Origin of the sequence: Neorhizobium sp. P12A (genome assembly GCF_008365395.1) — a bacterium.
GTDB lineage: Bacteria > Pseudomonadota > Alphaproteobacteria > Rhizobiales > Rhizobiaceae > Rhizobium.
In genome coordinates, this window is the sequence record NZ_QOVX01000015.1 from 15987 (window position 1) to 41071 (window position 25085).

Genomic DNA, 25085 nt, shown 5'->3' on the forward strand with positions numbered 1-25085 from the left:
TTACGCGCGATCAGCGGATATTCGCCCGGCAATACCGGGCGAATACGGCACCGTTCGTTAAGCGGAGATCGCGTATTGATGCGCGAAGATATACTGCGAAGGATGGAGCTCGAAGCCCTTGACCTTCTTGTCCATCACGGTCGAGAAGACGCGCCAGAAGGGCTGAACGATCGGCCCGTCATCCTGCATGATCGCCTCGATCTTTGCCATGACCTTGCTGCGTTCCTTTGGGTCAAGGATGCCCTCTGCCTGGGTCAGCAGCTGATCGAATTCCGGATTGGCATAGTGGGATTCGTTCCAGGCGGCATTCGAGCGATAGGCAAGCGACAGCGTCATGATGGCGAGCGGCCGGTGGCCCCAGGCCGTCAGGCTGAACGGCGCCGATGTCCACACTTCCCAATATTGGGCGCTCGGCAGCGACTTGATGTTGATCTTGACGCCGATGTCCTTGAACTGTTCGGCTAGGACCTGCGCCGTGTTGAGTTCCCAGATCGGGTCCGGACGCGTCACCATGTCGAATTCGAAGCCGTTCGGATAACCGGCATCGGCAAGCAGCTTCTTGGCCTTCTCGATATCGCGCGGATACTTCGGCAGAGCCGCGTATTCGGGATGCGACGGCGCGACATGGTGATCCTCCGCCGGCGTGCCCGCGCCGAGGAGTGAGGTCTGGATCACCTTGTCGCGGTCGATCGCATAACGCATGGCCTGACGAACGCGCTTGTCCTTGAACTGCTCGACGTCAGGATGCATGCGGGCGACGACGGTCTGGGTCGTTTCGACCTTGTAGACAGCCACATGAGGGAAGTTCTTCATGGCATTGATCTGCACCGCGTCTGCTTCCGAGAGGCCATCGACCTGCTTGGATGCCATCGCCGCAATGCCGGCGCCCGGATTGTCGCCAAGATCGACATATTCGAACGTGGCGAGATAGGGACCCGTGCCCCAGTAGTCGGTACGCGCCTTGTACTTTGCGCCCTTGCCGACCGTGTATTCAGTCATTTCGAACGGGCCCGTGCCATTGGCATCAGGGCCGAAGGCTCCGTTGTCGGCGGGGTCGAGAATGAACATCGGATAGTGGTAGAGATGTTCCGGCACGGCAATCTGCGGTGCGTAGCAGTTCAGGCGAACCGTATAGTCGTCGACCTTTTCGATCGCGTTGTCGGCCCAGAGCTTGCTCGATTTTTTCGGATTGCCCTTTTCGTCCTTCTCGCCGGCGTCATATTCCTTGACGAGATAGCCGGTAAAGAGACCCAGCACCGACGAGCCGACCTTCGGATCGCTGACGCGCTTCAGGTTCCAGACGACGTCGTCTGCATTGAGCTCACGGCCGCCCTTGCGCCACTTGACGCCCTTGCGAACATGCAGCGTCCAGGTCTTCAGATCGTCGCTGACGTCCCATTTTTCGAGGAGATAGGGATGGGTGATGTTGTTACGGTCGGTGAACGTCAGGTATTCGCAGACCTGGCGGATGACGTTCGACTTTTCGGCGAAGTCGGCGAGGTGCGGGTCCTTGATTTCCATGCAGCGCATGCCGATGCGCAGATTGCCGCCCTTCGGCATGTCATCGGCCTTGACCGCGCTGGAAGGGTCGACCATTCCGGCGACGGAATAGGCCGCTGCGGCCGAAAGGCCGAGAAGCGTTGACTTGCGCAGGAAGTCCCTGCGGCTGATGCTCCCGTCAGTCAGCTCTTTGACGAGAGTCGGGATATAAGGATGCTGGTTCTTTTCCAAGATCGTGGTCTCCGAGTTCGAGCAGGCAGTTCCCATTTATTGTGTGGATGCGATGCAGGCATTGTGCTCTGCAGCATCTATTATCGCGCGGATCTGATGTCCGTTTTCGCCGTCAGAAACAAATCTAGGGCCAATATCGGTAGGACAGAATGCACTCATCCGACATGATATATGCGTAAGGCGACATGGCGCTATATTGCATCCGCAAGCAGCTTTTGCAGTGCGGAATGACAGCTCATGCTTGCATCCTGAGGGTTCAGGAACGGCGTGTCGCCGCCGGGCTCTCGCGAAAATGCTGCCGATAAAAGCGGCTGAAATGCGACGGCGATTCATAGCCGCAAACGCTGGCAATTTCGCCGACGCTGAGATCGGTATGGAGCAGAAGCTCCTTCGCCCTTGCCATGCGCAAATCGATGTAGAACCGCGATGGGCTCTTGTTCAGGTTCGTCCGAAAGAGCCGTTCCAGCTGGCGGGATGAGACATTGATGCTTTCGGCCAATTCCGAAATCTCGATCGGATCAGAAAGGCTGCTTTCCATTCGCCGGATGACGAAGCCGAGCTTGGCATTTCTGATGCCAAAGCGATCTTCCGGCACCATGCGCTGCGCATCATCCTGTCGGCGCATGCGCGGATGATTGAACTGATCGGATATCTTTGCCGCAAGGTCCCGCCCCTCGATGGCGGCTATCAGGTAGAGCATCATGTCGAGCGTGACCGTGCCGCCGGAAGACGTGATGATGCGCCCGTCAACGGCAAAGATATCGTCCGTCGCCAGACAGTTCGGGAATTCGCTGCGAAAGGTCGGTAGCGACTCCCAATGGATGGCGCAGCGCCGCCCTTCGAGCAACCCGGCCTTGGCAAGATAGAAAACGGCCGTGCTCACGGCGCCGAGAACGCAACCCTCGGAATAAATGCGCCTGAGCCATGAGAACAGGGCAGGATCGTAACTCTCGGTGTAGTTCACACCGGCACAGACGAAAAGGATGTCACATTTCGGCGCCTGCGCCATGGCGAAATCAACCGGAAACGCCAGGCCGCTGCTGGAGCGCGCGTCTTTCCCATCCATCGAAATCAGCACCCATTCGAATGCCTTCCGCTTGATCAGCCGGTTTCCCTGGCGCAGCGAATCGAGCGCCGCGGAAAAAGTCATCAGAGGATAGTCGGGCGCGAGGAAAAAGCCGATGCGAACGGGCTGCCCGCTATATTTCAACTGATCGAGAGAGAAGGATTGGCGCGTCATCGACGAAGATATAACACAGGTGCCGAGAGACGTTGATTAAGTCTGCGCCAGAAATCAGGAGCGCTCTACGGATTTCCTGGGGCGGCCACCCTTGGCGCCGTTTGCGCGACTTGCCGCGACTTTGGCGGGCGAGCGTGACTGGCCGCCTCGACGCTGAGCTTCCATGAATGCCCTTGTTCCGAATATTCCGTTCATAAGCCCTGAGACCGTATAGTCGGCATCAAGACTTTCCCAATGCAGACCCGTCTCGCCCAGAAGCTCGACTTCGGCCAGTTGCTCTGTCGTCGCTTCTTCCAGACCCTGGAGCGAGCGAGCCGGAAACATGAAGGCGGCGCCGTTCGTGAATTCCACGATAACGCGCTCAGACAAGGCATCGAAACGAACGAATGCCGGGATCGGCCTCTCTGCGCGCTCCATCTCCCAGCGCTGCTTTGCCTGAGAGAGTTCTGCATCACTGATCTCAATCATTAGATTTTCTCCAGGTATCGAGAAACAACTGTTGGTGTTCTTCTATGACCGCGACCGCTCGGCGGACATCGTTGTCGGACATATGCGTGGTGACCGTCAGGTTGACGATCTCAATCGCGCTTCTCCTGCGCCAACGACATGTGCGTGCGGCAGCTCATGATCGGCAGTATAGATGACGAAGCGCATTCCATGCTGGCGTGGAAGCGTGACCATATTCAAAATAACCCAAGATGTTAGGTTTTACAAGTGACGGATCGTGGTATCATTTGATCGCAATAAAATGGCCGTACCGACGAGAGCGCAGTGGCTGAACATCGGTATCCTTTTCCGGCTTCCCCGCTCGGGCCTGTTCATGCGATACGGCAGGTAATCAAAATCAAGGGAATGATCATGAGCCCAATGCCTCGGATGACGCATCTGCGCGCCCAAGACTATCGTCGCATGCCCTGGAAGAACGGCGGTGGTGAGACTGTCGAGATCATCGTCTCGCCTGACGGGGCGGGTCTTGCCGATTTCGACTGGCGCATCAGCATGGCGACCGTCGCCACCGATGGTCCTTTCTCCATCTTTCCCGACACCGACCGCACGCTTTCGATCCTCGAGGGGGCAGGCATGGCGCTCAGCATCGAAGGACACGACCCCATCCTGCTGACGCGGGACAGCGTGCCCCTGCCCTTCCCTGCGGATGCAGTGACATCGGCGACCCTAGCAGACGGACCGATCACTGATCTCAATGTGATGACCCGGCGCGGCAAGATTTCGCATCAGGTCGAGCGGCTTGCGACCGAAACCGCCGGCGAGATTCGTCTTGAAGCGGAAACGGCGCTTATTCTGGTTGATCGGGGCGAGATCGAGATCACAGTCGGCGCCGACCGCAGCCGCCTTGCAGCACGCGACTGCCTCGTCGTTCAGGGGGCCACAGAAGAGGCCGTCGCCCTCTCCGGCCAGGGCACGATCTACATCATCCGCCTCCATAAAATTTAAGGGTCTCATGGCCCTTGTTTTGTCTAGACAAAAGAAAATCGGCACGTAGTATGCCCGCATAACAGGCACGATCGTGCGATGCCTGAAAATGAGCAGAGGGGTTTTCAGACTATGAAGAAGGCATTGATTTTAGCTGCAGCCGTCGCCATGAGCCTCGGCGCCACCGTCGCTGCCAAGGCAGCCGACACCAAGGTCGCTATCGGCATTTCCGGCTGGACGGGTTTTGCGCCGCTGACGCTCGCCAAGGAAGCCGGCATTTTCAAGAAGCACGGCCTCGACGTGACGATTGCCAAGGTTCCGCAGGCTAGCCGCCATCTGGCGCTGGCATCCGATTCCATCCAGTGCGCCGCAACCACGGTCGAAACCTGGATCGTCTGGAATGCCGCAGGTGTGGCCTCGACGCAGATTTTCCAGCTCGACATGTCGCATGGCGCTGACGGCATCGTCGGCAAGCCTGACATCAAGACGGTTGCCGATCTCAAGGGCAAGAATGTCGCAGCCTCTGCACCGGGCACCTCGCCCTATTTCCTGCTCTCCTGGATCCTCACGCATAACGGCATGACCATGAAGGACGTCAACATCGTCAACATGGAGCCGGGTCCGGCAGCCCAGGCCTTCATCGCCGGCCAGAACGACGCGGCCGTCACCTACGAGCCTTATCTGTCGAACGTTCGCGCCGCCCCGGACAAGGGCAAGATCATCGCCACGACCCTCGACTACCCCGTCGTCATGGATACGTTCGGCTGCACGCCGGCCTTCCTGAAGGCCAATCCGAAGGCTGCCAAGGCGCTTGCCGACAGCTATTTCGAAGCCCTCGAGCTCATCAAGAAGGACAAGGACAAGTCCTTCGAGATCATGGGCAAGGACGTGAAGCAATCAGGCAAGGAATTCGGCGAATCGGCTGAATACCTGGAATGGCAGGACAAGGCAGCCAACAAGAAGTTCTTCGACACCACGTTCAAGACCTTCAACGAACAGGCCGCCGATCTCCTGCTGTCGACCGGCGTGATCAAGGCGAAGCCGGATCTTTCGACGCTGGCTGACACCTCCTTCATCCAGTAATCATCGACGCAACCGGGAAGCGCTCCGCCATCGCTGGGCGCTTCCGTCTTTGAAGAGTTACGATGCATCCTCTCGAACCTATCAGCCCCCGCAGCCGGATCTTCTTCGGCCTGCTGTTCTTCGTGCTGTTCTTCGCCGGCTGGGCTTATCTGACGCTTGGCGGATTTGTTTCCAAGACCTTCCTGGCCGATCCGCTGACCATGGTCGCAAACGGCTATGACCTTCTGGTCAACCAGGGCTTCCTCTTCGACATCGGCATGACCGTCTGGCGCGTTGTCGGCGGCTTCGTCATCGCTGCTGCGATCGGAGTGCCGCTCGGCATCGCCATGGGCGCCTATAAGCCGATCGAGGCGCTGCTCGAGCCCTTCGTTTCCTTTGCCCGCTATCTTCCCGCCTCCGCCTTCGTGCCGCTTCTCATCCTCTGGGCCGGCATCGGCGAGACGCAGAAGCTGCTGGTCATCGTCATCGGCGCCGTCTTCCAGATCGTGCTCATGGTCGCCGTTTCCGTTTCCGGCACGCGCCGCGATCTCGTTGAAGCCGCCTATACGCTCGGGGCAGGCGATTCGGGTGTTGTTCGCCGCGTCCTCATTCCGGCCAGTGCGCCTGATATCGGCGAAACGCTGCGGCTCGTTCTCGGCTGGGCCTGGACCTATGTCATCGTCGCCGAGCTGATCGGCGCTTCGTCCGGCATCGGATACATGATCATCAACAGCCAGGCGCTGCTTGCGACCGGCCAGATCATCTTCGGCATCATCGTCATCGGCCTGATCGGCCTCATATCCGATTTCGCCTTCAAATGGCTCAACCGCTCCCTTTTCGCCTGGAGGCTGGCATGAGCGGCACTCCCGTGAAGAATACACAACCGGTGGAGCTTGTCGTCAAGGGCGTCAGTCGCACCTTTCCGGGCGTGCGCGGCGGCCAGCCGACCCTGGCCTTGCAGCCGACGGACCTCGAGATTCCGCGCAACGATTTCGTCACCATCCTCGGCCCGTCGGGCTGCGGCAAGTCCACGCTGCTGCGCATCATCGCCGGCCTCGACAAGCCGACGGTCGGCACCGTCACGCTCGAGGGCAAGCCGATCACAGGGCCGGGTGCCGACCGCGGCATGGTCTTCCAATCCTATACGCTGTTTCCCTGGCTGACGGTGCGCGACAACGTCGCCTTTGGCCTGCGCGAAAAGGGCGTTGCGGAGAAGGAGAAGAAGGAGATCGTCGACAGCTATATCGACAAGGTCGGCCTGCGTGGCTTCGAGAACCATTGGCCGAAGCAGCTTTCCGGCGGCATGCAGCAGAGGACCGCGATTGCCCGCGCCCTTGCCAACAACCCGAAGATCCTGCTGCTCGACGAGCCCTTCGGAGCGCTCGACAACCAGACCCGCGGCCTGATGCAGGAGCTGCTGCTCGGCATTTGGGAACGCGAGCAGAAGACCGTCATTTTCGTCACGCACGATATCGAGGAAGCCGTCTTCATGGCATCGCGCGTCGTCACGATGACGGCCCGGCCAGGCCGCATCAAGTCGATCACGCCGGTCGATCTGCCGCACCCACGCCACTACACAGTCAAGGCAAGCCCGGAATTTTCGGCGCTGCGCCTGAAGCTGACAGAGGAAATCCGCAGCGAGGCGATCGCCGCCGCAGAGCACGGCTAGGGGGCCGATATTCTCAAGCGCGGGAAAGACATGGGAGGGGAGATGCGCAAGGAGCCGGACATGCCGCTGCACCAGCGCATTCTGTCCGACGTCGAGGGGCGCATCCTCTCCGGCGAATGGCCGCCGGGCCATCGCATCCCGTTCGAGCACGAGCTGACGACGCTCTACGGCTGCTCGCGCATGACCGTCAACAAGGCGCTGACCGACCTCGTCCGGCGCGGTCTGATCGAGCGTCGCCGCAAGGCCGGCACCTATGTCAGCCACCCGCATGTCCAATCGGCGGTGCTGGAAATCCATGATCTGCGCCGCGAAGTGCAAGCACTCGGGCTCTCCTACGCCTATTCGATCGACAGCTTGAAGAAGCGCCGCACCAAGGCGGCGGATCGCGAGCGGCTGGATCTTCCAACATCTGCCACCGTCCTCGACATCAACTGCCGGCATTTCGCCGATGGCCATCCCTTCTGCGTCGAGGAGCGGCTGATCAGCCTTGCCGCCGTACCAGAAGCGGCCAATGAGGATTTCAAAACCCTGCCACCCGGTTCCTGGCTGCTCGGAAAGGTTCCGTGGAGTGCCGCCGAACATCGCATCCGCGCGCTTGCCGCCAGCCAGTCGATTGCCGAAGCGCTGTCGATCGCACCCGGCACCGCCTGCCTCGTCGTTGAGAGACGCACCTGGAGCGGCGACACCCACATCACCCACGTCCGCCTCACCTATCCCGGCGACCGCCACGAGCTGGTGGCGCAATTTGCGCCAACTTGATCGGAAACTGGCGTCTGTTCATCTTCGGGTTGACCGGCGTGCCGGCTCTGCTTTTGGCGAAAGCGACCTTCGTAGCGGCGGTTTTCGAAAACAGACTACCTGATGGCGTTGCCCATCGATCTCGCGGCCTGAATTGCGACCAGCCTGCTACTCATCCGCCTGGCAGAAAAGCGCTTTCGGCGCCGGTAGTCCCCACCCATACTTCGGGTGTGCGTAGGGCCGACTGAAGATTGAATTTTGAACGGCGCAAATTAAATTAATCTGTTGTTGCCTCGGCGATGAAAGGAGGAAGTCGCCATGAACACAGTCCCATTTTACCGCTCTGACGTACCCCTCGATTCAAACGATCTCGCGACATGCCAGAAGATCGTTGATGCACTCGCTGCCGAAGCGAAAATTGAGCGTGACAGCGAGGAATGGAGACGCATCAGTGTCATCGCGATTCAGCTGGTGCAGCAAGGCGTCCATGAACACGAGGATCTGCTTGCTATGGTCCGGGCGGCACGAGGCCTCCGTTGAGAAGTCAAGGCCCGAAGCCCAGCCATTGAAGCTTTCGCGGGGCGCATATTTACGACAGCGACCTCGATCTTGGCGAGGCTAGACCGCTGCCCGCGGGGGAAGCTTTACCGATTGGCAGCGATCACCCCACTCTGATAACGGGGCATGCCTAGGACCGCCGAACTTCCAAATCGCTCGAATGTTTCCATCCCAGGAAAAAACAATTTCTGGAACTGCGAAAGTTGCCGTTGGTTGCATTGCCATACCTTGAACAAGGAGAAGCACATGCTTACGAAAATTCTCGCAGTTTCCGCCCTTTCCCTTGCCCTTGCTACTTCGGCCATGGCTCAAAGTTCAGGCAACAGCGGCTCCGGCTCTGGTTCGAACTCCGGATCGTCCAGCAGCTCAGGCACGGGCTCCGGTTCCGGTTCTGATAACGGCACCAACAACGGAAGCAACGGCACAGGTTCCACCAACGGCTCGGGCTCTACCAACGGCGGCAGCAATTCCAACAAGGGCAGTGGCAACGGCAGCGGCAGTGGCAACAGCACCGCCGGCAGCAACGACAATGGCAAGGCGAGCGACTGTAACGGCCAAGCCACCGGCAAAAACACCAATGGGACGTCGCAGGATCAGACAGCAAACCCGGCGGCGACTACGAATTGCCCGTGACTCAGACAAGAGGCAGCGGGGATTCCGCTGCCTCTTCCCCAGGTGCTCGATGCCCCACTCCGATCTTCCCGCGCCCTATACCGATGTGATCGATGCAGCACGCACGTCCAATGTCAGGCACTGCGCAAACGTTCACGGCCTGACGCTGAGGGTGGCGCTCGATCTCATCCGAGCCACCTCTAGGCACGCCGCAGACGAGGCGGCCCTAACGCTTAAATCCCACTTCACCCAATCGATACCGAGCAATCCGAAATGATGCGGAAGACACGTCAATCACAAATGCTTCATCCATCGTAAATCGCAAAGCGAATCGGCGAGCGGCGGTGTATCTAGGATTTGCCGTCATGCTGATGGCTCCCAGCAAGCCCGTCTGTGCTTACCCCTGGCCAGGCGGGCTTTTCTTCGTATTGAGTTCCGACAAAACATGGTCCGAGCCCTCCTCGACATAATCCTGATGATCGCGATCGCTATCGTCTGGGTCCTCGGTCTCGCGTGGGCCACTATCGAAATCGTCAAAGCCCTCGGCTGGATCGGCTGAGGCCGGTCGACCATCTCGATCAGACTTCGGCCCGTGTCAGACTGAATAATTTCCGGCACATGCGCGATCGGACGCATTGCGATTGGTACCCGGTTGCCGCTTCTCTATTTCCGATTATTGCTTCTCAATCCACGCGCTCTATGTCGGGGTGACGTAAGAGAAATTGGAAATTATCGTGTTTGAGGAGCATCTCCATCCGGCGGACCTTCCTTTGTTCTCAAAGGATCTGGAGCTATGCGAGCAAATCTTTGATATCGTTTGTTCCGAGGGGGGCTTTACGCCACGGAGCTGCGAGTCAGACCTAGTAGCTTGCCATCTCATTTACGCCTACAAGCAAGGCATTCGTGACACGGCACAACTCCTGATCACGGCCAGGATGGGCGTGATCTTTGATCGCGACCGCTTTCAGACTAGCAATTTGCACTGAACTCCAAAGATCGAGTTTACACAGATGAACTGCTCACCTCCTCGCAAGGCTATCCCTTGTCCTGTCTCTGTTGGTCAACACGTCTTGTGGCTGCGCCAGTAAATCGAAGATCTTCGGATGCGACGTTCAAAAGCCTACCGCAAAGTCAAGTTCGACGAAGCCGAAACCGCTTCCCTCAAATGCGAGATCGAAGGGCGAGAGGATGTTTTCGCGCGTTACCGATTGCTCGGGCTCCTGCCCGGATTCGTTCCCCAGTACATCGTCGGCTCAAAGAGCTTTGTTGGAACCTGAAAGCCGGTCGTTCGTTTTTCGGCCGTTGATACTCCTGTATCTTCCCCTTAAACTGCCCCGCTTCGGCGGGGCTTGTTTTTCGGGAACAATTCCTTCTTCTGCGCGTTTTTAGGTCGCTCACATCCCAATGTGAGACCGGGCCACGCAAAATCGCCCCCAAGTCCGAAATTGCCTGGCTCACCTCTCCTCGCCGGTTTGGGACAGTACGGCAAGGACGCAGGACGGCCGTTGCCAGTTAAGACCTCCTGGCAACGGCTTTTTCGTATGCAGATTACGAGCCGGACAGTTTCGAAGAAATCGAGCCTGAAGAGCTAGCGCCGTCGAATTCAATGCAGCGTTAGAACTACAAAGACAAAAGAGCCGGCGGCAAAACATGCGGCGAGGGTCGTGACCAGATCCATTTCATCCTCCTGATAGTTGCACTTTAACCCGTTGGAGGCCGGATTGGTTCTGTCGTCGAGATTGCAAAAGCGCTCGCCTGGATCGGATAGGACCTGCGGCCCGAATGGCACCTAAGATTGCAACAGATAACCATAAAAAACTCGAATCCGTCGGGAACTTTCCGGCCGCAGGGGACATGATTCTCCGCTTACATTCCCATGTGAGCGGTGCCAGGCGCCCTTGTTTCCACCGGCGTTAACCGCGAGTGCCCGGCTCACCGTGCCCAGGACGCTAACCATCACCGATGAAGGTCCCATAACCCGAACGGGCGATATCCGGTCAGGCACGCCAAACCCGTTTCTGTTCTATCGAGAGGGATCAAGAGTAGGGCTGCTGCTTCGGGCAAGATGCTTTGTGGCAGCGGCCTTTTTCCGCGGCAATAGCCAAGATTAATCCACATCGCCGAGAAACCCTATATAGTCCGCCAGCAAAGGGCGCGAGGGTTTGGTGATGTTAAGGCGATTTATCGATCCGTCAGACCTGCTGCTTTTTTCGGAAGATCTCGATCGATGCCAAAAGGTGTTCGATATTGTTCGGGCGGAGCTGGGCGTGGAGCGCGGCAGTGCTCAGGAAGAGATGATCGCCGCTCACATAATTCATTCTTATAAGCGGGGCGTGCGGGACGAGCAGCAGTTGCTCATACTAGCGCGTACCGCGGCAATAAACTGAACCCTAACCAAGGGCGGGTTGATACTGACAATTATTATTGCGAGATCAGCTTTCGAAGTGTCCGAAGCGACTCTAGCAGACATCTGACTTCGTGGGAGACAATCGCATCGTCCGAGATCAGGAGATCCTCTATCGCCAAGGCATCCAACTTTTTGCCCAAGGCATCGGACAACCGTGCTTCATGGACAGCGATTTGTTCAGAGATGTATCGAAACCAGCTCTCCTCCATATGGCATATTCACACCATTGCACTGGAGCCGCATTGACGAACATCAAGTGCGATCTTGGTTAGCGCGGGGTGGGATAAAGCGACCAACAGCACTTGACCAACTATCTCTCGCGCGGATGACTTGCGATCAGCCAGTCATCCACTCTCGAAAGGAACATATGAGTTATATTCCAATCTCCATCTTCTTCGCCGGGCTTATCGTTTGGAATACTGTAGACAGGATTATCTATTCGAGGAAGAGACGCGAATGGGTGGAAGTGAAAGCGATTGTCCGATCAGTCGTTTCGAAACCCGTGGGCGAATTTCCGGAATTAGGTAGCAACTGCCACCAAAGAGGGAATTACCTGAAGCAAGGATCGGTACTAGGTTCTTCGAGGTCGAAATCGTCGTCCATCTCAACGCGTGGCGGACGTTCGCGGCCGTGACGGATTGCGAAAATTGAAATCTCGTCGCCCAGAACCTCGTAATCAACGAGATATGGTCCCATGACAAAGCGTAAAACTCCAGGAACGGGAATTTCGTCGTTGAACTTTCCCATCTCCGGAAAGCGGCTGAGTCCTTGCCTAAGCCGCTTGATGTCATCAGCAAATTGTTGAGCTGCTCTGGTACTTCCCGATTTAAGATATTTCGCTTCGCGCCGTACGTATTCAAGCAGCCGCTCCCTTGACGATCGCATCGACTTCGTCAATTACGTCGTCAAGATCATGCCCCAGCCCGTTTTCAATATCCCGCCTTGCCTGAGCGAGTTCGATAATCTCGCGTCCCTCTGCGGCTAAATATGATTTCAGAGCACGGACGAAGACCCAGCTTCGGCTGCGATCGCATATTTCAGCGATCCCTTCGATTTCAGATAGCACATCCAGCGGCAGCCGCATGGTGATCGGATCGGACAGCTCACGTTCTGACATCGTTTTTGCCTCCATTTGTAATACAGCGAAGATAGCTCATCGGCCGACTAACGTCAAATTCAACGACCGATCGACTCTTCGTCGCGGCCCTGGTATGGTCCGCCGCAGATTCAGGTCCATAGACATACGACAACGCTGATTTTTCACTTCGCCGTCTCCGGTGATGTCCTGTCGTATCGTGTAATCTTCAAGGGACTGAACATGCCGACCAACCTGCCGTCCGTCATTCCGCCGCAGAACTCCATTTCCTCTGAACTGGAGGCACTTCGGAGGGTAGAAATATTGGGGCAACCAGCACTTCCTGCTATCGCCCTACTGCCGAACCTTCTCGCTTAAGAGCCTCCGCACCTTCGACGAGGAGCGGTCCTACAAGGCCTTCTGCTTCATCCGCTGGCCGGATACCGAAGGGAGGCCGACATGCGTCCATTGCTCTCATGCGAACTGCTGGGAGATCCGGCGCCGCCGTTTCAAGTGCCAGGCCTGTCGTCGTGAGTTCTCGGTCACGACCGGAACGGTCTTCGCCTTCCGGAAGATGAGCTTCCAGGACATCCTGGCGGGACTGTGGTTCTCCATGAACAGCGTGAAGGGCAAGAGCGCTCTCCAGCTCTCCCGCGAGCTCGGCTGCCAGTACAAGACGGCATGGGTGTTCCTCATGAAAATGCGCGAGGCGATCTCGACGAGGCTCTTCCGGATGATGCTCGAAGGCGAGATCCATATCGACGGAAAGTACGCAGGCGGGCACATCAAGCCGGAGAACCGGAAGGAGGATCGTGTCGATCGGCGCCGCGCCGAGAACCAGAACTTCAAACGGCTGACGATCCTGACGCTCCGGGAGAAGACGTCGTTCGGCCGCGGCCGCGAGCAGACCCTGACACGCGTCATCCGGAGCGAGGACTCCAACGAAGCGTGGGAGATGGTCAAGAAACACGTCCGCAAGGGTTCACGACTTCATGCTGATGAGCACTTCAGCTACGATGATCTGGAGGGCCTGCAGGAGCTTCACCGCGTCAATCACAGTCAGGAATACCAGACCAAGGGCGGGGTCAACACCAACCACGTCGAGAGCTTCTTCAGTCGCATACAGCGAGCCTACGTCGGCATCCATCACCGCTTCTCGGTGCGATACTTCGACTGGTACGCGGCCGAGATCGCCTGGCGTGAGGACAACCGTCGCGTCGACAACGGCCTTCAGCTCTGGGGCATGCTCTACAAGGCGCTGTCGAGACCGACGTCGAGGAATTTGTGCGACTACTGGCAGGGGAACCATCCGCCTGATCTCGTATGGGAAGATGGTGTTAGTCCCGAGAGGGCCTAGTTACGGTCGGTGGCGCCCACAAGACGAAGGCCGAAGCCGAGGCTTTCATGAACGAAAGCCCTGATTGCGGATATTTGCCCGGGGGCCACATTCGTCGCGGCACCTCTGTCGCAACTTACACAATTTGTCACCGACCGCACGCCTCTCGCGCTCACGGATGCTGCTGGACGCTGAGGCCTCCATCCACCGTCAGGTAGGTGGCGTTCATGAAGGGGCATTCGTCCGAGATCATGAAGACCGCGGCGAGTGCGATTTCTTCGGGGGTGGCGATGCGGCCGCCCGGATGAAGTTTCATCGTTTCGGCCTTGGCTGCTTCCGGGTCGGGGAAGCTGTTCCAGTAGTCGATGACCTTCTGCGTCGCGACATAGCCCGGTGCCAGCGCGTTCACCCTCACGCCTTTGCCCGCATATTCGATGCCGAGCGATTTCGTCATGCCGAGAAGCGCGTGCTTGGCGAGCGGATAGGGGAAAGTGTGCGGAATGATGGTGAAGGCATGGGTCGAGGCGATGTTGAGGATCGCGCCGCCGCCCTGCGCGATGATATCGGGGAGCACCGCCCTGCAGCAGTTCCATGCGCCCTTGAGATTGATGTCGAAGCAGCGCTGCCATTCCTCCTCGGACGTTTGCAGCGGCTCGGCAAAGACGTTGACGCCGGCATTGTTGATCAACGCATTAAGTTGACCGATCTCCCTTGCCGCCTGGGCGACGGCTGATGCGACCGCAGCCGCGTCGACGATATTCGCCTCGGCGTGGCCGACCTTTGCGCCTGTTGCCTGGAGGGCGGCGGCCTCAGTGGCCAGCCGCTCCCCGTCCAAATCGATGAGGAAAAGGCTCGCTCCTTCCGCGGCACAGGCCTTGGCGATGGCAAGGCCGATGCCCTGGGCGGCACCGGTCACAAGGATACGCTTGCCGGAGAGCCGGTTCACCATGCTGGCCTCCTACCACTCGGCGACACTGCCATCCTCATGCCTCCAGACGGGGTTTCTCCACCTGTGGCCTTGCTTGGCGCGTTCGATGACATAGGCCTCGTCGACCTCGATGCCGAGGCCGGGGCCTTGCGGGATCGAGACGAAGCCGTCAGCGTATTGGAACACGTCCTTGTTGGAGATGTAGTCGAGGATGTCGTTGCCCTTGTTGTAATGGATGCCGAGGCTCTGTTCCTGGATAAAGGCATTGTAGGAGACGGCGTCGACCTGCAGGCAGGCGGCAAGCGCGATCGGCCCGAGCGGGCAATGCGGGGCAAGCGCCACGTCATAGGCCTCGGCCATGGCGGCGATCTTGCGGCATTCGGTGATGCCGCCGGCATGGGAGAGGTCCGGCTGCAGGATATCGACATAGCCGTCCGAGAGGACATGCTTGAAGTCCCAGCGCGAATAGAGCCGCTCGCCAAGCGCAATCGGCGTCGAGGAATGGTTGGCGATCTCTTTCAGGGCTTCACGGTTTTCCGAAAGCACCGGCTCCTCGATGAACAACAGCTTGTAGGGCTCGAGCTCCTTGGCGAGCACCTTGGCCATCGGCCGGTGGACGCGGCCGTGGAAGTCGACGCCGATGCCGATATGCGGGCCAATCGCCGCGCGGATGGTGGCGATGGTCTCAACCGCCTTTTCCACCTTGTCATAGGTATCGACGATCTGCATCTCCTCGCAGCCGTTGAGCTTGATCGCCTTGAAGCCGCGGGCAACCACATCCTTCGCATTGTTGGCGACGTCGGAGGGGCGGTCGCCGCCGATCCAGCTATAGACCTTGATCTTGTCGCGCACCTGGCCACCGAGCAGCGAATGGATCGGCTGGCCGAGCGCCTTGCCCTTGATGTCCCAGAGCGCTTGATCGATGCCGGCCAAGGCCGACATATGGATGGCACCGCCGCGATAGAAGCCGCCACGGTACATCACGTTCCAGTGATCCTCGATCAGGAACGGATCCTTGCCGATCAGGTAATCCTCTAGCTCGTGGACGGCAGCCTGGACGGTCAGCGCCCTGCCCTCGACCACGGGTTCGCCCCAGCCGACGACGCCCTCGTCGGTCTCGATCTTCAAAAACAGCCAGCGCGGCGGGACAATATAGGTCGTCAGCTTGGTGATCTTCATGGCATGCTTCCGTTTCGGCTTTCAAAGGTGGTGTAATTGTCGGACTTGCAGCCGCGATGGCGACAAGAGGGTGTGTCGATCATATCTCTAGCGCGACCCACCTGGCCTGTCCCTGCCGCCAGCGTCCTTTCCTGCAGTCGGCTCGCGGCCGATCAGCCGCTCGGCCGCGGCAAGGTCGCGCACGGCAAGATCGAGCATGCGGTTGGCAACGTTGCGGGCAGCAGCCCGGTCGCGCAGTCGCAGCGCCTCGACCAGTTCGCCATGCACCACGATCGCCTCCTCGCGGCTGTCGACGGCGACGTTGGAGGCATGCAGCGCATAGGTCAGCGCCGCATGGATGGCGCTCGACAGGCGGCGAAAGACCTGGTTGTGGCTGGCGCCGAGAAGCACGGTGTGGAACATCACGTCGGCTTCGGTGAAACGTTCGGGATCAAGGGCTGAATCGCGCATCTGCCGCCAGGCGTGGTCGAGATCGGCGACCTCGCGGGCGGTCGCCCGCTCGGCAGCATATTCGGCAGCAGCCGGTTCGATGGTGCGGCGGGCCTCGAGGATGCAGCCGAGAATGTCGAAATCGCGGATATAGGGGCCCATCCATTCCAGCACGTCGGCATCGAGGATGTTCCAGTCGTCGCGGTCGCAGACCGTGGTGCCGACCCGCGGCCTGCCGCGCACCATGCCCTTCGATTCCAATATCTTCAGGGATTCGCGGATGACGGTGCGGCTGACACCGTAGATCTCGCAGAGATCATTCTCCCGCGGCAGCGGACTGCCGACGGGATAGCGCTCCGAACAGATGTCCTGCGCAAGCGCTGCCGTCACGTTGCGGCCGACACGCGGACGGCGCACGGGCCCGGGTTGGCTATCCCTGCCGTTGTCCCGATCGACTGAATCCAAATTCAACACTCCCTTTGCGCCGGACATGGTCGAGCAAACACTCGACCCTATCGTCTCCCTGATCAACCATTAAAGCAATCATCATACAAAGGCAATTGACGAGTATGATGATTTGGCTTACTCAACTAATACTGCCTGGGAGAGGCAGCATCTCATTCAAGAGACCTCAAGGGAGAGAGACATGCGCTTTTTCAAAGCAGCCTTTCTGGCTGGTACCGTCGCGATCGTCGCCGCGACCTCCGCATTCGCCGCCGACGTGAAGATCGGCTTCGTCGTCAAGCAGCCGGAAGAGCCCTGGTTCCAGGACGAGTGGAAATTCGCCGACATGGCGGCCAAGGAGAAGGGCTTCACGCTCGTCAAGATCGGCGCTGAAGATGGTGAAAAGGTTCAGTCGGCGATCGACAACCTCGGCGCCCAGGGCGCACAGGGCTTCATCATCTGCACGCCCGACGTCAAGCTCGGCCCCGGCATCGTCGCCAAGGCGGCCGCCAATCAGCTGAAGATGATGACCGTGGACGACCGCCTCGTCGGCGCCGACGGCAAGGCGCTAGAAGATGTCCCGCATATGGGCATTTCGGCAACCAAGATCGGTGAGACTGTCGGTCAGGCGATCGTCGACGAAATGAAGAAGCGCGGCTGGGACATGAAGAATGTCGGCGCGATCCGCGTCTCCTACGACCAGCTTCCGACTGCCGTCGACCGTGTCGAAGGCGCGATTTCCGTGCTGAAGGCAGCCGGCTTCCCGGCCGATAACATCTATAACGCTCCGCAGGACAAGACCGATACGGAAGCCGCGCTCAATGCCGCAACGACCGTCATTAACAAGCATGCCGACGTCAAATACTGGATCGCCTTCGGCCTGAACGACGAAGCAGTGCTCGGCGCGGTGCGCGCGACGGAATCGTCCAACATTCCGGCGGCCAATGTCATCGGCGTCGGCATCGGCGGTGCGGATTCGGCGATCAACGAATTCAAGAAGCCTTCCGCGACCGGCTTCTTCGGAACCGTGATCATCTCGCCGAAGCGTCACGGCTATGAGACCGCGCTCGACATGTACGACTGGATCGCCAACGGCAAGGAGCCGCCGAAGCTGACGCTCACGTCTGGCTCATTGGCACTACGCAACGACTATCAGGACGTTCGCAAGAGCCTCGGCATCGAGTAATTATCCTCCCAGGATGATCATGGCTCGGCGGCATTGCTGCTACCGGGCCTCTTTTTCAGCGGAACGACCATGGCCTTCCTAGAATTCAACGGCATTTCCAAGGAATATCCCGGCGTCCAAGCGCTGTCCGATGTCTCGTTGTCAGTCGAAAAAGGCGCCGTGCACGGCCTGATGGGCGAAAACGGGGCCGGCAAATCGACGCTGATCCGCGTTCTGTCAGGCGACCAGTCTGCCGACAGCGGCACGATCGTCATCGACGGCGAGGAGCAGCGATACAGTTCCGTGCGCGACGCCTTCCACGCCGGCGTCATCGTCATTCACCAGGAATTGCAGCTCGTCCCGGAACTGACGGTTGCCGAAAATCTCTGGCTCGGGCGCTTTCCCGACACTGCCGGCGTCATCAAGGGCAAGGTGCTGGTCGAGACCGTGCGGCAGAAGCTCGCCGATATCGGCATCGATATCGATCCTGTCGCCAAGGTCGCATCGCTGTCGATCGGCGCGCGCCAGATGGTCGAGATCGCCAAGGCTGTGATGCTCGATGCGCGCGTCATCGCGCTTGACGAGCCGACCTCGTCGCTGTCGTCGCGCGAAAGCGAAATCCTCTTCCAGCTCATCGATCGCCTGAAGGCGCGCGGCACCGTCATTCTCTATGTCTCACATCGCCTCGACGAGATCTTCCGCCTTTGCGACAGCATGACCGTCCTGCGCGACGGCAAGCTTGCCGCCAACCATTCGTCGATGTCCGAGGTCACGCGCGAGCAGATCATTTCCGAGATGGTCGGCCGCCAGATCAGCAATATCTGGGGCTGGCGCGAGCGCCCGCTCGGCGACACCAGGCTCGATGTCAAGAACCTCTCCGGCCCGAAGCTGAAGACGCCCATCAGCTTTTCCGTGCGCCGCGGCGAGATTCTCGGTTTCTTCGGCCTGATCGGCGCCGGCCGCAGCGAGATGGCGCGCCTTCTCTATGGTGCCGACCACCGCTACCAGGGGTCCGTCTCGATCGACGGTGTGGCGATCAGCCCGGACAGGCCGCAGGCGGCAATCCATGCCGGCATGGTGCTTTGCCCGGAGGACCGCAAGTTCGACGGCATCGTCCAGGGCCGCTCGATCGAGGAAAACATCACCATCTCCTCCCGCCGCCACTTTTCCCCTTTCGGCTTCCTCAACATGCGCCGGGAAGCCGAACTTGCGGATCGCTTCATTGCCAAGCTGCGCGTGCGCACGCCTTCGCGCAGGCAGGACATCATCAATCTGTCCGGCGGCAACCAGCAGAAGGTCATTCTCGGTCGCTGGCTGTCGGAGCAGGGCATCAGGGTCCTCGTCATCGACGAGCCGACGCGCGGCATCGATGTCGGCGCCAAGTCGGAAATCTACGAAATCCTCTATGAACTGGCCGCCGAGGGCATGGCGATCGTCGTCATTTCCAGCGAGCTGCCGGAGGTCATGGGCATTTCCGACCGCATCATGGTCATGTGCGGCGGCAAGGTCGCCGCCAATATCGCCCGCCCCGATTTCAACGAACACCAGATTCTCACCGCTGCCCTGCCGGATAAAAACGCCGCGGGCATTCTCTGAGCTAGGATATAGTCACGATGACTTCTCTCAAAAAAATCTTCCTGGGCGAACAAGGTCTTGTGATGATCTTTGCCATCGCCTTCGTCATCGTGGCGCTGACGGTCCCGAACTTCCTGACCGAGCGCAACATGCTGGGTTTGCTGCAATCGGTCGTCACGATCGGCATCGTCTCCTGCACGATGATGTTCTGCCTCGCCTCGCGTGACTTCGACCTTTCGGTCGGCTCGACGGTCGCCTTCTGCGGCATGATCGCGGTCATGGCATCCAACGCGACAGGCTCCATCCTGCTCGGCCTCCTGGCAGCGCTCGTCTGCGGTGGGTTCGTCGGCTTCGTCAACGGCGTCGTCATCGCCAAATTCCGCATCAACGCGCTGATCACCACGCTCGCGACCATGCAGATCGTCCGCGGCTTTGCGCTGATCGCCTCCGACGGCCGCGCCGTCGGCATCAACGATCCGAATTTCTACCAGCTGGCGCTCTCCAACTTCCTCGGCATCCCGACACCGATCTGGATCATGGCGATCCTCTTCGTCTTCTTCGGGTTCCTGCTGAACCGCACCGTCTTCGGCAAGAACACGCTGGCAATCGGCGGTAACCCAGAAGCGTCGCGCCTGGCGGGTGTCAACGTCGCCAATATGCGCATCTGGATCTTTGCCGCACAGGGCCTCGTCTGCGCCATCGCCGGCATCTTGCTTGCCTCCCGCATCACATCGGGCCAGCCGAATGCGGCGACGGGCCTCGAGCTTTCGGTCATTTCCGCCTGCGTGCTCGGCGGTGTGTCGCTCGCCGGTGGCCGTGCGGCGATGACCGGCGTCATCGTCGGCGTGCTGATCATGGGCATTGCCGAAAACGTCATGAACCTGCTCAACATCCAGGCCTTCTACCAATATGTCGTGCGCGGCCTGATCCTGCTCATCGCCGTTCTCCTCGACAATCTGCGCTCCACCGCGGTCGGCAGGAGAACGTGACTTCTCCACGATCGAACGGCGAGCGGACACTTCGCAGCAGCGATCTGACTGTTCGCGTCAGCCCGATCGGCGGCGCAATCCTGTCTGCCGACTACCGTGGCACGCCTTTTTTGGTCGCAGCCGGCGGCCCTGATGGGACCATGGCGAGCTTTTCCCTGGTACCCTTCGGCAACCGCGTCGAACACAACGGGATGACGGTCGGCGGGCGGGATTATCGCTTCGCGCCAAACAGCAGCGATCCCCTTTATCTGCACGGCGATGGCTGGCTGGCGGAGTGGGACATCGAAGTGATGTCGGAAGACCATCTGCAGATGAGTTTTGAGAAGGCTGCCGACGAATGCTCTCCCTATGCCTATCGGGCACAACATACGATCCGTGTTGCCGAAAATGAACTCCACCTCGCACTTTCCGTCGAAAATCTGGGGCGCGATCCCTTTCCCTTCGGTCTCGGCCAGCATCCGTTCTTTCCGCGAACGCCCGGCACCATCCTCAAGGCATCGACGAAGGCCTGCTGGAGTGAGCGCGAGGGCCATTTGCCCGACCGGAGACAGAGCATACCGAATGACCTGGACTTCCGAGACGGAGCCTTGCTCCCGTCGCAATGGGTCAACAATGCCTTCGAAGGCTGGGATGGGAAGGCCTCGATAGACTGGCCTGAACTCGGCATGCGGCTGCTGCTGGAAGCCGATCCGCTCTTTAACGTCGGCATGATCTACATGCCCACCGACCGGACAGACTTCTTCTGCTTCGAGCCGATGAGCCATCTGCCGAACGGACATCATCTGCCTGATCTCGGCGGATTGCGGCTGCTGGCACAGGGCGAACGCATGGCGGGCGAAATGCGCTTCCGCCTTTCGCCCGCTTGAGACTTTGCTTTTTTGATCAGCCTACGCAAGGCTCAGCGAACACCCTGTCGTTCGCCGGTCGCCGTATGCGTGTTGCTCACGAGCGTCAGCTGTGGAGGAGCAGGAACCGGTCTTCCCGGAGGTGGCCCTCGCAGGATCGAGCCGAGATTGGACGCCAGTTCTCCGGCATGCAGCGACAGGCAGGTCGAATGGTGACCCGGCAATTGTATGTGGCGGAAGTTGCTGGCGAGACGCGACCAGACCGTTCCGTCGTAAAGGCCGCATTGCCGCCCGCCACCGTCGCGGCCGGTCGACAGCACAACGACAGGCGTCGTCACCGGCGGCGGCAGGTAGGATGCGATCGCTGCGGTATAGAAGGCCCTGAGATAGGCATTCTTCTCCTGGATCCGACGCTCTGCTGCTGCAGCCTCAGTCTCCTGCTGCACGAGGCGTTTGCGTCGCGTGGCGCGTCGATGAACGATATAGCGAGCCAATCGCGCAATTTCGCCAAATGACAGATGCGTAACGCGGCCAATATCCCAGGCCATGTACATCAAATCCCCGAAGCGCCGTTGCACGGCCGGGGAGCGTTTCTCCTCGGGAACCAGAACCGATGTCATGAGGCTATATAGCCTACGATAGAATGGCTTCGCGTTCAGCGAGGACGGCTCGATCATGACGATGATCTCGACCTCGTGGCCCATTTCCTTAAGCAGCCGCGCGCACTCGTAAGCGACAAGCGCGCCGTTGCAATAGCCGCCGAGCCGGTATGGCCCCGACGGCTTGACTGCAAGGACGTCCTTCAGACGCTCGCGCGCCATCCATTCCACGCTCGCGCGCAGATTATTGTCGTGCAGCCCCTGCGGAGCCAGAGCCACGATAGGATAGTTGCATTCCGTGGCAAGGCGGCGGACATAAAGGCCGCCCATATCGAAATCACCATGGAAGAGGATCAGCGGATTGCCGCTCGCCTCCATGTTGTAGGACTTGAAAACGTCGCTCTCGTCGGCGCAGGCCCTGCGCCAAAATCTGAGTTTTTCCAAACGTCGGTTTCGTATTTCGTCCTTTGACTCACCCCGATCGGTCATAGGTATTTCCCCCACACTACTTAAAAAACAGCCTCCACTAGAAGCGGCGCCAGATGGAGCGGACGCGTCGTCTTCCGCTTCGAGTGAATGTCCTGCCAGACCCATTCGACCTGGGCAGGCGTCAACCCGGTCGCCCTGGCCGTCTCATCGGCGTCGATCCCGTTGTTCAATGCGTAGAGGCAAAGATCCATGCGATCGTAGGGAAGCGCGAAGTAGAACTCCTCCTGGGTCTGGGCGAGCGACCAGGTATCCGTCGTCGGCGGGCGCCGGCGGATCTTCTCCGGCACGCCCAGATATTCGGCGAGCTGGTAGACCTGAGACTTGTAGAGATGCGCAATCGGCTTTACGTCGGCGGCGCCATCGCCGTTCTTTACGAAAAAGCCCTGGTCGTATTCCAGCCGGTTCGGCGTGCCGAGAACGGCATAGTTCAACCGGTCAGCGTGATAATATTCCATCTGCTTGCGCGTGCGCTGCTTCATGTTGGTCGCGGCGACGATGCCGAGATAGGCCGAAGCCGGCATGCGGTGGCGGGTCTGGGTGCCATCGGGCGCCTGCAGAACCAGTGTCGAGATCGCATAGCCTTCGCCGTTGAGCGGGCTGGTGATCGCCACCTTGCAGGCCCAGCCTTCGCCGTAAGCCGGCTCGATCTGCCTGATGATGTCGTCGCGGCGACGATAGCAGCCCATGGCCGCAAGCGTCGGCCCGATATCTTCGACCGTGCTGTCGATCGAGTAGGTCTCCGCCAGCTCGCGCCCCAACGCCAGACTGTCAGGATCGGAATCATTCTCTGGCATATAGAGCGCGTAGACGTTGCGAGCGCCGAGCGCATGGACGGCAAGGGCCGCGCAGACGCTGGAGTCGATCCCGCCCGACAATCCAAGGACGAGACCACGCCGGCGCATCTTCGTGCGCACCTGGTCTCGCAGCGCTTCCGTTATCCGCGTGACCTCTGCTGCGCAGTCGATCCGCAGCGTTTCGGGCGAGAACTCTCGATGAAGGGCGAGTGGAATCGTGTTCATTCGGCTGGCTCCATTGTTTGTTCGAATTCCTCGGCGGCAAGCCGACGGCTGACCTTGCCTGTGTCAGTCTTCGGCAGCTCGGTCCGGAAGGAGACCGAACGCGGCACCATGAAATCCTCGAGATTGCGTTGGCAGTGGCGGATGACGAGCTGCTCTGTCAGACCGGGATCGGACGCGACGATGACGGCATGCACGGCCTGGCCAAGGATTGGATCCTGCCGGCCGAACACGACCACTTCGGACACGCCGACACAGGCATGGATGACGGCCTCGACTTCCTTCGGCGCGACCTTTTCACCGCGCGTCTTGATGATGTCGTCCTTGCGGCCGACGAAATAGAGGAAGCCGTCACTGTCGGTGCGGAAAAGGTCGCCGGTGTAAAGCACCTTTTCCCAGGGGTTGAAGCCGGGACGAAGCCTCTGCTTCGTCGCCTCCTCGTTTTCCCAATAGCCCTGCATCACATGCGGGCCGCGGATCACCAGTTCGCCGACGACACCAGGAGCGACCTTCTGCCCCTCGTCGTCGACCACATAAGCCTGCGTGTTGGGAATGGCGATGCCGACCGAGCCCGGACGGATGTCGAGTTGATCAGGCGGCAGATAGGTGCAGCGCTTGCATTCCGTGAGGCCATACATCGAAAAGACCGTGGCTCCGGGAAAGAGCGCGCGAAGCCGTTCGATATGTTCCGGCGGAAGTGCGGCTGCCGTGTTCGAAATATAGCGCAGACCGGGCAGGAAGCCCGGCGCAAGATCGCGCATGCCGAGGATCATCGCGGCCATTGTCGGCACCAGCGGAAAGCCCGTCACCTTCTCGCGGCGCATGGTTTCAAACACGGCCTGCGGGAAAGCGAAGGATTTTTCCAGGACGACCGTGGCGCCCATCTTGATCGCCATCAGGACCTGATAGAGCCCATAGTCGAAGGCGATCGGCAGCACGTTGAGGATGATGTCGTCCGGCGTGTTTTCGAGATAGGTCGTGATCGATGTCGCGGCCGCCTCGATATTGCGATGGGTCATCATCACGCCCTTCGGGCGGCCGGTCGAGCCCGATGTATAGATGAGCATCGCCAGATCGACGTCGATGCCGCCATGCGGGCACGGCACGGCCGGCCCTGCGATACAATCGGAGAAGCGCGCAGCACCCACAGGCATCGTCAGCGGCTGGTCGCCGGAAACGATGGCGACTTCCACGGTCGGTGCCTCGGCCATGGCCTGGTCGAGAACGCTTGCGAGCTTGGTCTGGGTGATGACCGCCCTTGCCCGGCAGTTTTGCAGCACATAGGCGAGCTTATCCGCCTTGGTGGACGGATTGATCGGGCTGAAGACGCCCCCGGTCTTCAGGATTGCAAAGATGGAAACAACCGCTTCCCAACAATTGTCCATGAAAATGATGGTCCGATCACCCGGCCGCAAGCCCCTCTCCACTAGGCTTGCGGCCAGGTGATCAGAAAGCGTGTCGAGCGCGGCATAACTCAGCCGCATTTCCCCCGCCACGAGGGCTATCTTCTCACCCATCGACGTGGCGCTGTCCCGCAGGAAAGTCTCGACACGCATTGTCCCCTCCAA

25 protein-coding genes are annotated in these 25085 nt (G+C 59.6%); 14 read left to right on the forward strand and 11 right to left on the reverse strand.

Annotated elements, in window-relative coordinates; translation table 11 throughout:
• Positions 1–57: 57 nt before the first annotated feature.
• The 3 genes from DTW90_RS27800 to DTW90_RS27810 all read right to left on the reverse strand — a co-directional run bounded on the left by DTW90_RS27800 (position 58) and on the right by DTW90_RS27810 (position 3439).
• Positions 58–1731 carry an ABC transporter substrate-binding protein gene (locus tag DTW90_RS27800; RefSeq protein ID WP_132524589.1) on the reverse strand — a complete coding sequence of 558 codons (1674 nt, stop codon included), beginning with the start codon at positions 1729–1731 and terminating at the stop codon, positions 58–60.
• Between the two features lie 256 nt (positions 1732–1987).
• Positions 1988–2971 (reverse strand): GlxA family transcriptional regulator, encoded by a 984-nt coding sequence (locus tag DTW90_RS27805; protein WP_149342572.1) that lies wholly within the window; start codon positions 2969–2971, stop codon positions 1988–1990.
• A gap of 54 nt (positions 2972–3025) precedes the next feature.
• Positions 3026–3439: a DUF2442 domain-containing protein gene (locus DTW90_RS27810; protein WP_149342574.1), complete on the reverse strand. Its 414-nt coding sequence runs from the start codon at positions 3437–3439 to the stop codon at positions 3026–3028.
• Positions 3440–3838: 399 nt separating this feature from the next.
• Between DTW90_RS27810 and DTW90_RS27820 the strand changes: the two genes are divergently transcribed.
• From DTW90_RS27820 to DTW90_RS27860, 9 genes are all read left to right on the forward strand, one after another.
• Positions 3839–4423 (forward strand): HutD family protein, encoded by a 585-nt coding sequence (locus DTW90_RS27820; RefSeq protein ID WP_246665084.1) that lies wholly within the window; start codon positions 3839–3841, stop codon positions 4421–4423.
• A 111-nt stretch (positions 4424–4534) separates the two neighbouring features.
• Positions 4535–5485, forward strand: coding sequence for an ABC transporter substrate-binding protein (locus DTW90_RS27825; protein ID WP_149342576.1), 951 nt, complete (start codon positions 4535–4537; stop codon positions 5483–5485).
• A 62-nt stretch (positions 5486–5547) separates the two neighbouring features.
• A complete protein-coding gene (locus tag DTW90_RS27830; RefSeq protein WP_132524597.1) occupies positions 5548–6321 on the forward strand; it encodes an ABC transporter permease in 774 nt (257 codons plus the stop codon).
• The gene (locus DTW90_RS27835; protein WP_149342578.1) at positions 6318–7133 is read left to right on the forward strand and encodes an ABC transporter ATP-binding protein; all 816 of its coding nucleotides are present in this window, start codon (positions 6318–6320) and stop codon (positions 7131–7133) included. Before DTW90_RS27830 ends, DTW90_RS27835 begins: the two co-directional genes overlap by 4 nt.
• A gap of 42 nt (positions 7134–7175) precedes the next feature.
• Complete coding sequence (gene hutC, locus DTW90_RS27840) at positions 7176–7892, forward strand: histidine utilization repressor (RefSeq protein ID WP_132524601.1); 717 nt, start codon at positions 7176–7178, stop codon at positions 7890–7892.
• A gap of 297 nt (positions 7893–8189) precedes the next feature.
• Positions 8190–8411, forward strand: a complete 222-nt coding sequence (locus DTW90_RS27845; RefSeq protein WP_132524603.1) for a hypothetical protein — start codon at positions 8190–8192, stop codon at positions 8409–8411.
• 264 nt (positions 8412–8675) lie between these two features.
• On the forward strand, positions 8676–9062 hold the full coding sequence (locus DTW90_RS27850; RefSeq protein WP_149342579.1) for an oxidoreductase: 387 nt from the start codon (positions 8676–8678) through the stop codon (positions 9060–9062).
• 49 nt (positions 9063–9111) lie between these two features.
• Positions 9112–9318 (forward strand): hypothetical protein, encoded by a 207-nt coding sequence (locus DTW90_RS27855; protein WP_149342581.1) that lies wholly within the window; start codon positions 9112–9114, stop codon positions 9316–9318.
• Positions 9319–11209: 1891 nt separating this feature from the next.
• Entirely contained in the window at positions 11210–11428 is a 219-nt protein-coding gene (locus DTW90_RS27860) for a hypothetical protein (RefSeq protein ID WP_132524607.1), read from the forward strand.
• A gap of 569 nt (positions 11429–11997) precedes the next feature.
• Here the strand turns inward: DTW90_RS27860 and DTW90_RS27865 are convergent.
• Both DTW90_RS27865 and DTW90_RS27870 read right to left on the reverse strand, forming a co-directional pair.
• Positions 11998–12333: a type II toxin-antitoxin system RelE/ParE family toxin gene (locus tag DTW90_RS27865; protein ID WP_132524635.1), complete on the reverse strand. Its 336-nt coding sequence runs from the start codon at positions 12331–12333 to the stop codon at positions 11998–12000.
• The gene (locus DTW90_RS27870; RefSeq protein WP_132524609.1) at positions 12305–12565 is read right to left on the reverse strand and encodes a CopG family transcriptional regulator; all 261 of its coding nucleotides are present in this window, start codon (positions 12563–12565) and stop codon (positions 12305–12307) included. Before DTW90_RS27870 ends, DTW90_RS27865 begins: the two co-directional genes overlap by 29 nt.
• A gap of 532 nt (positions 12566–13097) precedes the next feature.
• Here DTW90_RS27870 and DTW90_RS27880 point away from each other — a divergent pair.
• Positions 13098–13880: an IS1595 family transposase gene (locus tag DTW90_RS27880; RefSeq protein ID WP_132524611.1), complete on the forward strand. Its 783-nt coding sequence runs from the start codon at positions 13098–13100 to the stop codon at positions 13878–13880.
• Between the two features lie 151 nt (positions 13881–14031).
• Here the strand turns inward: DTW90_RS27880 and DTW90_RS27885 are convergent, their stop codons facing one another.
• The 3 genes from DTW90_RS27885 to DTW90_RS27895 form a co-directional block, all read right to left on the reverse strand.
• A complete protein-coding gene (locus DTW90_RS27885; protein ID WP_132527836.1) occupies positions 14032–14808 on the reverse strand; it encodes an SDR family oxidoreductase in 777 nt (258 codons plus the stop codon).
• Between the two features lie 9 nt (positions 14809–14817).
• Entirely contained in the window at positions 14818–15966 is a 1149-nt protein-coding gene (gene dgoD, locus DTW90_RS27890; protein WP_132527835.1) for a galactonate dehydratase, read from the reverse strand.
• Positions 15967–16053: 87 nt separating this feature from the next.
• A complete protein-coding gene (locus tag DTW90_RS27895) occupies positions 16054–16860 on the reverse strand; it encodes a FadR/GntR family transcriptional regulator (RefSeq protein WP_132527834.1) in 807 nt (268 codons plus the stop codon).
• A gap of 181 nt (positions 16861–17041) precedes the next feature.
• Between DTW90_RS27895 and DTW90_RS27900 the strand changes: the two genes are divergently transcribed.
• From DTW90_RS27900 to DTW90_RS27915, 4 genes are all read left to right on the forward strand, one after another.
• Complete coding sequence (locus DTW90_RS27900) at positions 17042–18025, forward strand: arabinose ABC transporter substrate-binding protein (RefSeq protein ID WP_132527833.1); 984 nt, start codon at positions 17042–17044, stop codon at positions 18023–18025.
• A gap of 69 nt (positions 18026–18094) precedes the next feature.
• Positions 18095–19600: an L-arabinose ABC transporter ATP-binding protein AraG gene (gene araG, locus DTW90_RS27905; RefSeq protein ID WP_149342583.1), complete on the forward strand. Its 1506-nt coding sequence runs from the start codon at positions 18095–18097 to the stop codon at positions 19598–19600.
• Between the two features lie 17 nt (positions 19601–19617).
• Positions 19618–20568: an L-arabinose ABC transporter permease AraH gene (gene araH, locus DTW90_RS27910; protein ID WP_132527831.1), complete on the forward strand. Its 951-nt coding sequence runs from the start codon at positions 19618–19620 to the stop codon at positions 20566–20568.
• Positions 20565–21434, forward strand: coding sequence for an aldose 1-epimerase (locus DTW90_RS27915; RefSeq protein ID WP_149342585.1), 870 nt, complete (start codon positions 20565–20567; stop codon positions 21432–21434). The genes araH and DTW90_RS27915 overlap by 4 nt, the downstream gene beginning before the upstream one ends.
• Before the next feature lie 32 nt (positions 21435–21466).
• On the opposite strand, the gene DTW90_RS27920 is transcribed toward DTW90_RS27915, so the two are convergent.
• From DTW90_RS27920 to DTW90_RS27930, 3 genes are all read right to left on the reverse strand, one after another.
• Positions 21467–22456, reverse strand: coding sequence for a thioesterase domain-containing protein (locus DTW90_RS27920; protein WP_245513115.1), 990 nt, complete (start codon positions 22454–22456; stop codon positions 21467–21469).
• Positions 22457–22521: 65 nt separating this feature from the next.
• Entirely contained in the window at positions 22522–23520 is a 999-nt protein-coding gene (gene nadE / locus DTW90_RS27925) for an NAD(+) synthase (protein ID WP_149342587.1), read from the reverse strand.
• A complete protein-coding gene (locus DTW90_RS27930) occupies positions 23517–25073 on the reverse strand; it encodes an AMP-binding protein (protein ID WP_149342589.1) in 1557 nt (518 codons plus the stop codon). The genes nadE and DTW90_RS27930 overlap by 4 nt, the downstream gene beginning before the upstream one ends.
• Positions 25074–25085: the final 12 nt, after the last annotated feature.